The 13979-nt window shown below is 60.4% G+C and carries 12 protein-coding genes; 11 read left to right on the top strand and 1 reads right to left on the bottom strand.

Annotation, left to right across the window (positions count from 1 at the left end; all coding sequences use genetic code 11):
* Positions 1–41 precede the first annotated feature (41 nt).
* From bioB to AC1Z1G_RS24670, 9 genes are all read left to right on the top strand, one after another.
* Positions 42–1097, top strand: coding sequence for a biotin synthase BioB (gene bioB / locus AC1Z1G_RS24710; protein WP_347902372.1), 1056 nt, complete (start codon positions 42–44; stop codon positions 1095–1097).
* 157 nt (positions 1098–1254) lie between these two features.
* Positions 1255–2433 (top strand): 8-amino-7-oxononanoate synthase, encoded by a 1179-nt coding sequence (gene bioF, locus AC1Z1G_RS24705; protein WP_483622959.1) that lies wholly within the window; start codon positions 1255–1257, stop codon positions 2431–2433.
* Positions 2426–3157 carry an alpha/beta fold hydrolase gene (locus AC1Z1G_RS24700; RefSeq protein WP_483622957.1) on the top strand — a complete coding sequence of 244 codons (732 nt, stop codon included), beginning with the start codon at positions 2426–2428 and terminating at the stop codon, positions 3155–3157. Before bioF ends, AC1Z1G_RS24700 begins: the two co-directional genes overlap by 8 nt.
* Positions 3150–3962 carry a malonyl-ACP O-methyltransferase BioC gene (gene bioC / locus AC1Z1G_RS24695; RefSeq protein WP_483622955.1) on the top strand — a complete coding sequence of 271 codons (813 nt, stop codon included), beginning with the start codon at positions 3150–3152 and terminating at the stop codon, positions 3960–3962. Before AC1Z1G_RS24700 ends, bioC begins: the two co-directional genes overlap by 8 nt.
* A complete protein-coding gene (gene bioD, locus AC1Z1G_RS24690; protein WP_483622953.1) occupies positions 3959–4639 on the top strand; it encodes a dethiobiotin synthase in 681 nt (226 codons plus the stop codon). Before bioC ends, bioD begins: the two co-directional genes overlap by 4 nt.
* A 107-nt stretch (positions 4640–4746) precedes the next feature.
* Positions 4747–5043, top strand: coding sequence for a pyrroloquinoline quinone biosynthesis protein PqqE (locus tag AC1Z1G_RS24685; protein ID WP_483622951.1), 297 nt, complete (start codon positions 4747–4749; stop codon positions 5041–5043).
* A 280-nt stretch (positions 5044–5323) separates the two neighbouring features.
* Positions 5324–7129, top strand: coding sequence for a phenylacyl-CoA dehydrogenase (locus AC1Z1G_RS24680; protein ID WP_483622949.1), 1806 nt, complete (start codon positions 5324–5326; stop codon positions 7127–7129).
* 231 nt (positions 7130–7360) lie between these two features.
* Entirely contained in the window at positions 7361–8650 is a 1290-nt protein-coding gene (locus AC1Z1G_RS24675) for a GGDEF domain-containing protein (protein WP_347902366.1), read from the top strand.
* A gap of 161 nt (positions 8651–8811) precedes the next feature.
* The gene (locus AC1Z1G_RS24670) at positions 8812–10590 is read left to right on the top strand and encodes an acyl-CoA dehydrogenase C-terminal domain-containing protein (RefSeq protein WP_483622947.1); all 1779 of its coding nucleotides are present in this window, start codon (positions 8812–8814) and stop codon (positions 10588–10590) included.
* Between the two features lie 236 nt (positions 10591–10826).
* Here the strand turns inward: AC1Z1G_RS24670 and AC1Z1G_RS24665 are convergent, their stop codons facing one another.
* Positions 10827–11756 (bottom strand): LysR family transcriptional regulator, encoded by a 930-nt coding sequence (locus AC1Z1G_RS24665; RefSeq protein WP_483622945.1) that lies wholly within the window; start codon positions 11754–11756, stop codon positions 10827–10829.
* 101 nt (positions 11757–11857) lie between these two features.
* On the opposite strand from AC1Z1G_RS24665, the gene AC1Z1G_RS24660 reads away from it, so the two are divergent.
* Both AC1Z1G_RS24660 and AC1Z1G_RS24655 read left to right on the top strand, forming a co-directional pair.
* Positions 11858–12556, top strand: coding sequence for an MOSC domain-containing protein (locus AC1Z1G_RS24660; RefSeq protein ID WP_483622943.1), 699 nt, complete (start codon positions 11858–11860; stop codon positions 12554–12556).
* Positions 12553–13827, top strand: a complete 1275-nt coding sequence (locus tag AC1Z1G_RS24655; protein WP_483622941.1) for an aspartate aminotransferase family protein — start codon at positions 12553–12555, stop codon at positions 13825–13827. Before AC1Z1G_RS24660 ends, AC1Z1G_RS24655 begins: the two co-directional genes overlap by 4 nt.
* Positions 13828–13979 lie beyond the last annotated feature (152 nt).

Below are 13979 nucleotides of genomic sequence, written 5' to 3'. Positions count from 1 at the left end.
CTTTCCACCCCCGCAAGCCAAGCATAAACAAGGAAACGCCCATGAGCGCCAGCACCACTGCAACCCTGCGTCATGACTGGTCTTTGGCCGAAGTCAAAGCACTCTTCGTTCAGCCATTCAATGACCTGTTGTTCCAGGCGCAGACGGTGCACCGTGCACACTTCGACGCCAACCGCGTCCAGGTCTCGACCCTGCTGTCGATCAAGACCGGCGCCTGCCCGGAAGATTGCAAATATTGCCCACAGTCCGGTCACTACAACACCGGTCTTGAAAAAGAAAAACTGATGGAAGTGCAGAAGGTCCTTGAAGAGGCCGCGCGCGCCAAGGCCATCGGTTCGACCCGTTTCTGCATGGGCGCGGCGTGGAAACACCCGTCGGCCAAAGACATGCCCTACGTGCTGGAGATGGTCAAAGGCGTGAAGGCCATGGGCCTGGAAACCTGCATGACCCTCGGCCGCCTCGATCAGGACCAGACCGAAGCCCTGGCCCAGGCTGGCCTCGACTACTACAACCACAACCTCGATACCTCGCCGGAGTTCTACGGCAGCATCATCACCACCCGCACCTACAGCGAGCGCCTGCAAACCCTGGCGTATGTACGTGATTCAGGGATGAAGATCTGCTCGGGCGGCATCCTGGGCATGGGCGAGTCGCTGGATGACCGCGCCAACCTGCTGATCCAGTTGGCCAACCTGCCGGAGCACCCGGAGTCGGTGCCGATCAACATGCTGGTGAAAGTCGCCGGTACGCCGCTGGAAAACGCTGAAGAAATCGACCCGTTCGACTTCATCCGCATGCTCGCCGTCGCCCGTATCCTGATGCCGCAATCCCACGTGCGTCTGTCTGCAGGCCGCGAGGCGATGAACGAACAGATGCAGGCGCTGGCGTTCTTCGCCGGTGCCAACTCGATTTTCTACGGCGAAAAACTGCTGACCACCGCCAACCCGCAGGCCGACAAGGACATGCAGTTGTTCGGGCGCTTAGGCATCCTGCCGGAAGCCCGCGAAGAGCACGCCGACGAAGTGCATCAGGCGGCCATCGAGCAAGCGCTGGTGGAGCAGAAGAGCAGCGAGCAGTTCTATAACGCCGCGGTTTAAGCAATCACAGTTTCCTCTGGACGAATGCAAAACCCTGTGGGAGCGGGCTTGCTCGCGAATGCGGCCTGAGATTCAACATAGACGTTGACTGATACACCGCTTTCGCGAGCAAGCCCGCTCCCACAAAGGTTCATGTCACTTGAAAGTCGAGGCCTGCATGTCTTTTGATCTCGCCGCACGCCTTGCTGCCCGTCGTGCCGAAAATCTTTATCGCCAGCGCCCCTTGCTCGACAGCCCTCAGGGGCCGCACGTGGTGGTCGACGGTCAGCCGTTGCTGGCGTTCTGCAACAACGATTACCTCGGTCTGGCCAATCACCCTCAAGTGATAGAAGCCTGGCGTGCCGGTGCCTCTCGTTGGGGTGTCGGGGGCGGTGCTTCCCATCTGGTGATCGGCCACAGCGGCCCGCATCACGCATTGGAAGAAGCGCTGGCCGATTTGACCGGGCGCCCGCGTGCGCTGCTGTTCACCACCGGTTACATGGCCAACCTCGGCGCTGTGACGGCGCTGGTCGGGCAGGGTGACACGGTGCTGGAAGACCGGCTCAACCATGCCTCGCTGTTGGACGCGGGCCTGTTGTCGGGTGCGCGTTTCAATCGTTACCTGCACAACGACGCGGTCAGTCTGGCCAAGCGTCTGGAGAAAGCCACCGGCAATACGCTGGTGGTTACCGATGGCGTGTTCAGCATGGACGGTGATATCGCCGACCTGCCGGCGCTGGCCCAGGAAGCGAAAGCCAGGGGCGCGTGGCTGATGGTCGATGATGCCCACGGTTTTGGTCCGCTGGGTGCCAACGGTGGCGGGGTGGTCGAGCACTTTGGCCTGAGCCAGGACGAGGTGCCGGTGCTGGTCGGCACGCTGGGCAAGGCGTTCGGTACGGCGGGCGCGTTTGTCGCCGGCAGTGAAGACCTGATCGAAAGCCTGATCCAGTTTGCTCGTCCCTACATTTACACCACCAGCCAGCCACCTGCGCTGGCCTGCGCGACGCTGAAAAGTCTTGAACTGCTGCGCAGCGAACACTGGCGCCGTGAGCATTTGAACACGCTGATCCGCCAGTTCCGTCAAGGCGCGCAGCAGATAGGCCTGACGTTGATGGAAAGCTTCACGCCAATCCAGCCGATCATGATCGGTGACGCCGGGCTGGCCATGCGCTGGTCGCAGCAATTGCGTGAGCGCGGCTTGATGGTGACGGCGATTCGCCCGCCCACCGTGCCGGCCGGCAGCGCCCGTCTGCGCGTGACCCTGACCGCCGCCCACAGCGAAGCGCAGGTCCAGCTATTGTTAGAAGGTCTGGCCGATTGTTTTCAACACCTGAAACCGGAGCCAAACCATGCGTGATCGACTGATTCTGCTACCTGGTTGGGGCCTGGGCATTTCACCGCTGGAACCTTTGGCGGCGGCACTGCAAGGGTTGGATGAACACCTGCGGGTCGAGATCGAGCCACTGCCGGAGCTTGAGTCCTGTGACCTTGAAGACTGGCTCGATGAGCTGGATTCGAGCGTGCCTCAGGACGCCTGGCTGGGTGGCTGGTCCTTGGGCGGGATGTTGGCCTGCGAGTTGGCGGCCCGTCGCGGCGAGCATTGCTGCGGTGTGTTGACCCTGGCCAGTAATCCGTCGTTCGTGGCCCATGCCCAATGGCCAAGCGCCATGGCGGGGGAGACCTTCGATGCGTTCCTCGCAGGATGCGCCGCCGACCCGCGCCTGACCCTCAAACGCTTCAGCCTGCTGTGCGCCCAGGGCGCTGCCGACCCGCGAGGGCTCGCGCGCCTGCTGCTGGGTGGTGCGCCGAACACACCGGCGCCGGTCTTGATGGCCGGCCTGGAGTTACTCGCACAACTGGACACACGCCAGGCGTTGCAGGCTTTTCGTGGCCCGCAGTTTCACGTGTTTGCCGGCCTCGACGGGCTGGTCCCGGCCGAGGCGGCCAGTGATTTGCTGACGTTGTTGCCGGATGTTGAAATCGGTCTGATTGAACAGGCCAGCCACGCGTTTCTTCTGGAAGACCCTCACGGTGTGGCGGGGGCGATCCAGGCTTTTTTGCATGAGTGCGGTGATGACTGATTTATCCCTTCCCAACCTGCCCGGTGCCTTGCCCGACAAACGTCAGGTGGCGGCGTCATTCTCCCGAGCAGCGTCTAGTTACGACAGTGTCGCCGAGTTGCAACGCGCTGTTGGCAGTGAGCTGCTGAGCCGTTTGCCGGCCGGTTCTGCACCCAGCCGTTGGCTGGATCTGGGCTGCGGTACGGGGTATTTCAGTCGTGTACTGGGCGAGCGCTTTTCCAGCAGCGAAGGGCTGGCATTGGACATCGCCGAAGGCATGCTCAATCACGCCCGGCCGCTGGGTGGCGCGACGCACTTCGTGGCCGGTGACGCTGAACGTTTGCCGTTGCGGGCGCAGAGCTGCGATCTGATTTTCTCCAGCCTGGCGGTGCAGTGGTGCGCCGATTTCGCCTCGGTGTTGAGCGAAGCTCAGCGCGTGCTCAAACCTGGCGGCGTGTTGGCGTTCGCCAGTTTGTGTGTGGGCACGCTGTATGAACTGCGCGACAGTTGGCGTCAGGTTGATGGTCTGGTCCACGTCAACCGTTTCCGAGAGTTCGGCACGTATGAACAGCTGTGTGCCGACAGTGGCTTGAAGGTCATCAGCCTGGAAAACGCCCCCCATGTGTTGCATTACCCGGATGTGCGCAGCCTGACCCATGAATTGAAGGCGCTGGGCGCGCATAATCTGAACCCTGGGCGGCCGGGTGGCTTGACCGGGCGGGCGCGCATCCGAGGGTTGGTCGACGCGTACGAGCATTATCGAGAAGATCACGGCCTGCCTGCGACGTATCAGGTGGTCTATGCCGTTTTGGAGAAACCGCGATGAGTGCAGCCTATTTCATCACCGGCACCGACACCGATGTTGGCAAGACCACCATTGCGGCCGGTTTGCTGCATGCGGCGCGGTTGGCCGGATTGAGCACGGCGGCCGGCAAACCGGTGGCGTCCGGTTGCGATGTGACGCCCAAAGGTCTGCGCAATGCCGATGCCCTGGCACTGATGGCGCAATGCTCGTTGCCACTGATGTATACCGAGGTCAACCCGGTGGCTTTCGAGCCGGCCATCGCACCGCATCTCGCGGCGCGTGAGGCGGGTGTGGCGCTGACGGTCCAGTCGTTGTTGGCGCCGATGCGGCACATTCTGGATCAGCAGGCTGATTTCACCCTGATCGAGGGCGCGGGTGGCTGGCGAGTGCCGCTGGCTGGCCAGGACAATCTCTCGGACCTGGCGATGGCACTCGGTCTGCCGGTGATTCTGGTGGTCGGGGTGCGCCTGGGGTGCATCAATCATGCGCTGCTGACGGCCGAGGCGATTGCCCAGGACGGTTTGCAACTGGCCGGTTGGGTGGCCAACATCATTGAGCCCAAGACTGCGCGCCTGGAAGAAAACCTCGCCACCTTGGCCGAGCGCCTGCCGGCGCCGTGCCTGGGACGGGTGCCGAAACTCAAACTGGTCACAGCAGAAGCGGTGGCCGAGTATCTGCAGCTGGACTTGCTTGACTAGATTTTGCCTATGACAAGGCACTGTGCCATTAGTGTTTTTGTCGGGTGTTTTGCCGGTGCCTCTGCTTCAATGAGCGCTGTTTATCCTTTGCAGGGTTGAGTTCTCCCATGGAAATCTCAGGGAATACCGCTTTCTACGCCGGTCTGAGCACTATTCAGACAGGGCAGAACCGCGTCGATCAAGCGGCCAGCCAGATCGCCAGCACCACCATTGAACGTTCGGTCACCAGCCAGTCTTCCGAGGCCCAGGTGGATCGATTGCGTTCCGTGGACCGCAGTCAGCAATCGGACCTGGCCAGCAGCATGGTCGACATGTCCCAGGGCAAGATTCAGGTAGAGCTGGGCGTCAAAGTCGCCAAGGCTGCCGATGAAATGCTCGGTACGCTGATCGATACCTTCGCTTGATCCCTCGCTGAACCTGCTGCCCGAACGCCGCGCTGAGTGCGGCGTTCTGTCGGGCATGCCCTACCCCTTTTACTAATCTTTCATACACGACACGGCTTTTTGCTTCACGCAAGGGCTGCGGGCGTTCGCGTGCGCGTTGTGATGCCTGCTATGACGAACGGCAAAGGATCGATGCTTGACAAGATTTGGGCGTAAACGTATGTTTCAAACAACTGTTTGACCGTCACAACAATTCAACACGGTCGTCCATTCCCGGTTACATCAGCAGAGGTTTATCGCTATGCCTGACTACAAGGCCCCCTTGCGTGATATTCGCTTCGTTCGTGACGAACTGCTCGGCTACGAAGCGCATTATCAGAGCCTTCCGTCATGCCAGGACGCTACTCCTGACATGGTTGACGCCATTCTTGAGGAAGGCGCCAAGTTTTGTGAGCAGGTGCTGGCACCGCTGAACCGCGTGGGCGATACCGAAGGCTGCACCTGGAGCGAGTCTGGTGTTAAGACCCCGACTGGCTTTAAAGAAGCCTACAAACAATTCGTTGAAGGCGGCTGGCCAAGCCTGGCCCACGACGTAGAGCACGGCGGCCAAGGCCTGCCGGAGTCTCTGGGGCTGGCTGTCAGCGAAATGGTTGGCGAAGCCAACTGGTCGTGGGGCATGTACCCAGGCCTGTCCCATGGTGCGATGAACACCATTTCCGAGCACGGCACGCCTGAGCAACAAGAGGCTTACCTGACCAAACTGGTGTCCGGCGAATGGACCGGCACCATGTGCCTGACCGAACCGCACTGCGGCACCGACCTGGGCATGCTGCGCACCAAGGCCGAACCTCAGGCCGACGGTTCCTACAAAGTTTCCGGCACCAAGATCTTCATCTCGGCCGGTGAACACGACATGGCCGACAACATCGTCCACATCGTTCTGGCACGTCTGCCGGATGCGCCGGCAGGCACCAAAGGCATTTCGCTGTTCATCGTTCCCAAGTTCATGCCGAACGCTGACGGCAGCCTCGGTGTACGCAACGCAGTGACCTGTGGTTCCCTGGAACACAAAATGGGCATCCACGGTAACGCCACCTGCGTGATGAACTTCGACGCGGCCACCGGTTTCCTGATCGGCCCGGCGAACAAAGGCCTGAACTGCATGTTCACCTTTATGAACACCGCGCGTCTGGGTACTGCCCTGCAAGGTCTGGCTCACGCGGAGATCGGCTTCCAGGGCGGCCTGAAATACGCTCGCGATCGTCTGCAAATGCGCTCCCTGACTGGCCCGAAAGCGCCGGACAAAGCTGCTGACCCGATCATCGTGCACCCTGACGTACGCCGCATGCTGTTGACCATGAAGGCCTTCGCTGAAGGTAACCGTGCGATGGTTTACTTCACGGCCAAGCAGGTCGACATCGTCAAGTACGGCGTGGATGAGGAAGAGAAGAAGAAAGCTGACGCGTTGCTGGCGTTCATGACGCCGATCGCCAAGGCCTTCATGACTGAAGTCGGTTTTGAATCGGCCAACCACGGCGTTCAAATCTACGGCGGCCACGGCTTCATCGCCGAGTGGGGCATGGAGCAGAACGTGCGCGACAGCCGCATTTCCATGCTGTACGAAGGCACCACCGGCATCCAGGCACTCGACTTGCTGGGTCGCAAAGTGTTGATGACTCAAGGCGAGGCTCTGAAAGGCTTCACCAAGATCGTCCACAAGTTCTGCCAGACCAACGAAGGCAACGAAGCGGTCAAAGAGTTCGTCGCACCGTTGGCTGCATTGAACAAAGAGTGGGGCGAGTTGACCATGAAGGTCGGCATGGCCGCGATGAAAGACCGCGAGGAAGTGGGCGCGGCGTCCGTGGACTACCTGATGTACTCCGGTTACGCCTGCCTGGCCTACTTCTGGGCTGACATGGCGCGTCTGGCTGCCGAGAAACTGGCTGCCGGTACCACCGAAGCGGCGTTCTACACTGCCAAGCTGCAGACGGCGCGCTTCTACTTCCAGCGTATCCTGCCGCGTACCCGCACTCACGTTGCAACCATGCTGTCGGGCGCCAACAACCTGATGGACATGAAAGAAGAAGACTTCGCACTGGGCTACTAAGCCTTACGCGGTCTTTCAATAAGCCGCTGCTTCCCGGGAAGCAGCGGCTTTTTTATGCCTGCCAGGAAGGTGTCCGCGACGCTGAAAAAATTCCCGACTAAAACGCTAAGTAGAACACTCTTGCTGCCGTTAAAGAGTGTGCGATGTGATGCCGGTCACATCGCATGTGCTTAACTGTCCGAAATGCAGGCACAATGCCATCTATTGATTTGCCGGGTCGGAGCTTTACCCTTGTTGCGTTCTTCCGCTGTACGTTTCAGTCATTTCCTACCATCACTGCTGTTGTTGCTTGCAGGGCTTGCGGCTGCCTACGTCAAGGATCTCAACGTCTTCTTCACTTCGCTGTTCAACGTGTTGCCAACCTTGGTGCTGTTGCTCGGCGGTGCGTACTGTGCGGTTTACCGACGTCAGCGTGAACTGTTTCTGATGGTCACGGTGTACATCGCCTACTTCCTGCTGGATACCCAGACCGATTACTACCGCGACAACGGCAAAGTCCGTGATGACGCGGCGGTGGTTTTTCATCTCTGTTGTCTGCTGTTGCCGCTGCTGTACGGACTGTTCGGTGCCTGGCAGGAACGTACCCATTTGTTTCAAGACATGGTGGCGCGCTTCGCCGTGCTGCTGGCCTTCGGCAGCGTGGCCCTGGGCCTGGAACAAAGTTACCCGCATGCCTTGCTGAACTGGTTGGCCGAGATCCGCTGGCCGGCATTGCACGGCTCGTGGATGAGCCTGATCCAGTTGTCCTACCCGGTGTTTTTCGCCGCGTTCCTGTTGCTGGCGATTCAGTACTGGCGCAACCCGCGCCCCTTGCACGCCGCCCAGTTGGTGGGGTTGCTCGGGTTGTTCTGGATGCTGCCCAAGACCTTCATCCTGCCGTTCACCCTGAACATCATGTGCAGTCAGGTGATGTTGATGATTGCCGCGGCGGTGGCTCACGAAGCCTATCAAATGGCTTTTCGCGATGAGCTGACCGGTTTGCCGGGTCGCCGAGCCCTGAACGAGCGCATGCAGCGTCTGGGGCGCAATTACGTGCTGGCAATGAGCGACGTCGATCACTTCAAGAAATTCAACGACACCCACGGCCACGATGTGGGTGACCAGGTGCTGCGGCTGGTGGCCAGCAAACTCTCGAAAATCAGCGGGGGTGGCCGGGCCTATCGTTATGGTGGCGAGGAGTTCGCCCTGGTGTTTGCCGGAAAAACCCTCGAAGAATGCATGCCGCACCTGGAAGTCATCCGCGAGTCCATCGCCAGCTACCTCATCCAGTTGCGCAACCAGGACAGTCGCCCGCAAGACGACCAGCAAGGGCGTCAGCGGCGTGCCGGTTCTGGTGCGTCCGCCGTTTCGGTCACGGTCAGCATCGGGGTGGCCGAGCGTCTCGAACAGCGCACGCCCGAAGAAGTCCTCAAGTCCGCCGACCAGGCGCTCTACAGTGCCAAGGGTGCGGGGCGTAATTGTGTGATGGCGTTCGGTCAGAACCGCCGTGGCGCAGTGCGCATGGACAGCGCTGCGGGTTGAGGGCTGATTGCGCTGAAATCTTCAGATAAATCGTCAGTGACTAAAAATTACAAACAAGTCACTAGCTGACCCTATGTGTCGTAAAAGTTGTTCGGTTACACTCAGGGTCTTGTTGAATTCCGATCCCACGAATCACTTTTCACGTTCTCACGAGGTTTGCCATGGCTGACTACAAAGCGCCCCTGCGCGATATGCGCTTCGTCCTCAATGAAGTTTTCGAGGTCGCCAAACTCTGGGCCGAGCTGCCTGCCCTGGCCGACACCGTCGATGCCGAGACCGTCGAGGCAATCCTTGAGGAAGCTGGCAAAGTCACCAGCAAAAGCATTGCACCGCTCAGCCGTGCTGCCGATGAAGAAGGCTGCCACTGGAGCGACGGTGCCGTCACCACGCCAGCAGGTTTCCCACAGGCTTATCAGACCTACGCTGAAGGCGGTTGGGTCGGTGTTGGTGGCGATCCGGCCTACGGCGGCATGGGCATGCCCAAAGCCGTCTCGGCGCAGGTCGAAGAAATGGTCAACTCCGCCAGCCTGTCGTTTGGCCTGTACCCGATGCTCACTGCCGGTGCCTGCCTGTCGATCAACGCCCACGCCAGTGAAGAACTGAAGGCCGCTTACCTGCCGAACATGTACGCCGGCGTGTGGGCCGGTTCCATGTGCCTGACCGAGCCGCACGCGGGCACCGACCTGGGGATCATCCGCACCAAGGCTGAACCGCAGGCAGACGGTTCCTACAAAGTCAGCGGGACCAAGATATTCATCACCGGTGGCGAACACGACCTCACCGAAAACATCATTCACCTGGTGCTGGCCAAGCTGCCAGACGCGCCAGCCGGGCCGAAGGGCATCTCGCTGTTCCTGGTGCCGAAGTTCATGGTCAATGCCGATGGCAGCCTGGGGGCGCGTAACCCGGCAAACTGTGGCTCGATCGAACACAAAATGGGCATTCAGGCGTCCGCGACTTGTGTGATGAATTTCGACGACGCCGTTGGTTACCTGGTGGGTGAGCCGAACAAAGGCCTGGCGGCGATGTTCACCATGATGAACTACGAGCGTCTGGGCGTGGGTATCCAGGGCCTGGCGACGGGCGAGCGCTCGTACCAGAACGCTGTCGAGTACGCTCGTGACCGTCTGCAAAGCCGTTCGCCGACCGGCGCGCAGAACAAGGACAAAGTGGCTGACCCGATCATCGTCCACCCGGATGTGCGGCGCATGCTGCTGACCATGAAAGCCTCGAACGAAGGCGGTCGTGCGTTCTCCACCTACGTGGCGATGCAACTGGACACCGCCAAGTTCAGCGAAGATCCGACCACCCGCAAACGAGCGGAAGACCTGGTCGCGCTGCTGACTCCGGTGGCCAAGGCATTCCTGACCGACCTGGGCCTGGAAACCACGGTTCATGGTCAGCAGGTGTTTGGCGGCCACGGCTACATCCGCGAGTGGGGCCAGGAACAACTGGTGCGCGACGTGCGGATCACGCAGATCTACGAAGGTACCAACGGCATTCAGGCGCTGGACCTGGTCGGGCGCAAGATCGTCGGCAGCGGCGGGGCGTACTACAAGCTGTTCGCCGACGAGATTCGCCACTTCACGGCCACCGCGAGTGCCGATCTGACCGAGTTCACTCAACCGTTGAACGACGCTGTCGGCACGCTGGACGAACTGACGGCCTGGCTGCTGGACCGTGTGAAAAATAACCCGAACGAAATCGGCGCGGCTTCTGTCGAGTATCTGCAAGTGTTCGGCTACGTTTCCTACGCCTACATGTGGGCACTGATGGCCAAGGCATCCTTGGGCAAAGAAGCCCAGGACGACTTCTACGCCAGCAAACTCGGTACTGCGCGCTTCTACTTTGCTCGCTTGCTGCCGCGGATTCACTCGCTGGGCGCGTCGGTCAAGGCCGGTAGTGAATCACTGTTTCTGTTGGACGCGACGCAGTTTTGAGGGATGTAACGTCATGTAAGCAATGTCTTACATGACGTGCTGCTGTTCGCTGCTACCCCAGAATTGGATCCACAGCTAATCTACTGTTCATGGACGTAGCGCAGGAAGCGCAAAGCAATAACAGGGACACGTAGGATTCTGCCAGGATGGCGGAGTGAAATGGATGTCAGGGAAACAGTCTGCAAAGCCCCGCTTCGGCGGGGTTTTCTTTTGCCTGCGATTTGTGTTTTTGCGGCTCAGCCCTGCACATCCAGGACTGTGGGGTGCGTCATCCGCCCGTCCGGGCCATTCATCACGTCTTCCAGCAAATTGCGCAACAGCTCCAGTGTTGCTTGCTGGCGTTGCACGTCGCGACATACCAACCCTACTTTCAGTGGCACCCGTGGCTCACTCAGTGGTTTCCACAGCAGTGCCTTGTTCCCGTGTTCCTGCTGCGAACGCCCCGGTAGCACCGTCACCAATTTGGTATGAGGCAGGCTGTCCAGAATCCCTGCCATGTTGTTCAGTTCGGCCTGCACCTGAGGCCGGCGCCCGAGACTGGCCAGTTGGGCCTGCCAGATCTGCCGCACCTGAAACTCTTCCCCAAGCAGCAACATCGGCAGTTCGGCGGCCTGGCTCATGGAAACTTTCTTGAATTCACGCAGCGGGTGGTCAGCGGGGATGACCAGTGTCAGTTCATCTTCGTACAACAGTACGCCGTGCAGGCCAGGTTGGCGCGGTGGCAGGTAGCTGATACCGATGTCCAGCGAGCCGTTGAGCAAGCGTCGCTCGATTTCCAAACCCGTCAGCTCATAGATCTGCACCACCAGATGGGGCTGGGCGGTGCGTACGCGCTCAAGCATCTGCGGCACCAGGCTGGTGTGAACGGTTTGCAGCACGCCGATGGCCAGCGTGCGCAACGCCTGGCCCTTGAAGTTGCCCAGCGCCTCACGCGCCCGCTGCATGCCGTCGAGCAAGGGCAGGGCGTGGTTGTACAAGGTGTGAGCGGCGAGGGTGGGCAACAGGCGTTTGCTGCTGCGCTCGAACAGGCTTACATCGAGGTTTTGCTCCAGATGGCGGATCTGCTGCGAGAGCGCCGGTTGAGAGATCGACAGGCGTTCGGCGGCCCGGCCGACGTGGCCTTCTTCGTACACCGCGACGAAATAACGCAGTTGTTTGAAATCCATAAGTAATACTTATCGAAAATGCTGGAAAATCGAAATGGCCCGAGGCCTCGCGGAAGCCTAGTCTAACCGCATTCACAAGGCTTACAGGGCCAGAGAGCGCGATGAATACCGTTTACGTCGATGGTGTTTACATAGGTAAGGCAAAAAACCTCGGGCAGGGTTTGATCAGCGACATCGACAAACAGCGAATTGCCAATCGGCTCTGGTTGTGGCCACAAGGCCTGGGCAGCGATGAGCACGGCGATCCGCGCTTTCATACCGGCCCCGAACGCGCCCTGCATCATTACCCCGCCGAGCACTACGCCTACTGGAGCAAACGTTATCCACAGATCGACTGGAGCGCACCGGCCTTCGGTGAAAACCTCTCCACTCACGGCCTGACTGAAGAACACGTATGCCTGGGCGACATGTTTCGCTGGGGTGGCGCTTTGTTGCAGGTCAGCCAGCCGCGTTCGCCGTGCTATCGCCTGAGCCATCGCTGGGGCGTACCGATCCTGCCACAACTGGCGCAGGACACTGGCCGCTGTGGCTGGTTCTACCGTGTGCTCAAACCCGGTTTTGTCAGCGCCGATCAACCGTTCGAACTGATTCAGCGCAGTTACCCCGGCCTCACCGTGGCCTGGGCCTTGCGCAGCTTTTATCGCGAACCGCTGGAGCATGCAGGCTTGAAAAAACTGGTGGACTGCCCGGCGCTCTCTTCGCGCTGGCGTGATATCGCGATCAAACGCATGCGCAGCGGGCGCGTCGAGGACTGGTCCGCACGTTTGCTGGGTCTGCCGCTGGAGGGCTTGCGCGCATGAATCTGTTCAACCTGCGCCGTCCTCAGCCGAGTCTGGATGATCTGACGGTGGAGCCTGTGCCTGTCCGGTGCGATAACCCGAACCACGAGTGCTTGATGCCCAGCGTCGAGCGTCCGCAGCAAACTTTCGTACGCGGCCAGGGTTCCTGGCTGTGGGACAGCGACGACCGTGCCTACCTCGATTTCACACAGGGTGGTGCAGCCAACAGCCTCGGCCACAGCCCTTCGGCGCTGGTCAACGCCATCAGTGCCCAAGCGCAGGCGTTGATCAATCCGGGGTTTGGCTTGCACAACCGTGCACAGCTCACCCTTGCCGAACGGTTGTGCCAGAGTACCGGCAGCGATCAGGCGTACCTGCTCAACAGCGGCACCGAAGCCTGTGAGGCGGCGATCAAACTGGCGCGCAAGTGGGGTCAGCTGCATCGCGGCGGAGCATCGCGAATCATCACCGCCAGTGGCAGTTGCCATGGCCACGGGTTTGCGGCGATGTCTGCCTCGGACTGTCAGAGCAATCGCTTTGAACCGCAGCTCCCCGGCTTCAGCCGTATCCCGTTCAATGACTTGCCGGCCCTGCACGCTGCCGTTGATGCCCGGACGGTGGCGATCATGCTCGAGCCGATCCAGAGCGAGGCCGGGGTGATTCCCGCCACCGAGCATTATCTCAAGGGTGTTGAACGGTTGTGCCGTGAGCTGGGCATCCTGTTGATCCTCGACGAAGTGCAAACCGGTGTCGGACGTTGCGGCACCTTGTTGGCCGAGCAAACCTATGGCGTGCGTGCCGACATCACCGTGCTGGGCAAAGGGCTGGGTGGCGGGGTGCCGGTGGCGGCGTTGCTGGCGCGGGGCTCGGCGTGTTGTTTCGCACCGGGCGAGCTGCACGGCACCCATCACGGAAACGCACTGATGAGCGCCGCCGGGCTGGCGGTACTCGATAGCGTGCTTGATCACGGCTTTCTCGAACACGTTCGCGAAAGTGCTCAACACCTGCGCGAAGGCTTGGCTCGGCTGGCCAACCGTTACGGCCACGGCGAGTTACGCGGACAGGGCTTGCTCTGGGGGCTGACGCTGAGCGACGACTCGGCTGACGCGGTAGTGAAAGCTGCACTGTACGAAGGTTTACTGCTGAACGCTCCACAAGCCAATTGCCTGCGCTTCACTCCGGCGCTGACGGTCAGCAAAGCCAACATCGACGAAATGCTCCTGCGCCTGACCCGGGCCTTTTCCCGGGTACGCACCGCCCAGTTCCAGTGTCGTAAAGGCATCGCGGTCTGAACCGACCGCCACCTCTCAAATTCCCGAACCGTCTCGCGGTATAACGCATCGCCTCCTGTCTGATTTTTTTGGCAGGGGGCGTTTTTTTGTCGATGAGAGGGGTTTGGCTAGAAGATGACGCAAGGTTTGTGCTCGTAATTGCACTGAACCCT

Source organism: Pseudomonas sp. JL27(2026) (assembly GCF_056933555.1).
Note: the sequence above shows the minus strand (reverse complement) of the source record. Positions and strands in the feature narration are given on the sequence as shown.

Bases quoted from the DNA above. Each gene is read 5' to 3' on its own strand.
- AC1Z1G_RS24665 (WP_483622945.1), bottom strand. From the start codon at position 11,756: ATGGATTTCAAACAACTGCGTTATTTCGTCGCGGTGTACGAAGAAGGC.
- bioD (WP_483622953.1), top strand. From the start codon at position 3,959: ATGAGTGCAGCCTATTTCATCACCGGCACCGACACCGATGTTGGCAAG.
- bioB (WP_347902372.1), top strand. From the start codon at position 42: ATGAGCGCCAGCACCACTGCAACCCTGCGTCATGACTGGTCTTTGGCC.
- AC1Z1G_RS24670 (WP_483622947.1), top strand. From the start codon at position 8,812: ATGGCTGACTACAAAGCGCCCCTGCGCGATATGCGCTTCGTCCTCAAT.
- AC1Z1G_RS24680 (WP_483622949.1), top strand. From the start codon at position 5,324: ATGCCTGACTACAAGGCCCCCTTGCGTGATATTCGCTTCGTTCGTGAC.
- AC1Z1G_RS24660 (WP_483622943.1), top strand. From the start codon at position 11,858: ATGAATACCGTTTACGTCGATGGTGTTTACATAGGTAAGGCAAAAAAC.
- AC1Z1G_RS24700 (WP_483622957.1), top strand. From the start codon at position 2,426: ATGCGTGATCGACTGATTCTGCTACCTGGTTGGGGCCTGGGCATTTCA.
- AC1Z1G_RS24685 (WP_483622951.1), top strand. From the start codon at position 4,747: ATGGAAATCTCAGGGAATACCGCTTTCTACGCCGGTCTGAGCACTATT.
- bioC (WP_483622955.1), top strand. From the start codon at position 3,150: ATGACTGATTTATCCCTTCCCAACCTGCCCGGTGCCTTGCCCGACAAA.
- AC1Z1G_RS24655 (WP_483622941.1), top strand. From the start codon at position 12,553: ATGAATCTGTTCAACCTGCGCCGTCCTCAGCCGAGTCTGGATGATCTG.
- bioF (WP_483622959.1), top strand. From the start codon at position 1,255: ATGTCTTTTGATCTCGCCGCACGCCTTGCTGCCCGTCGTGCCGAAAAT.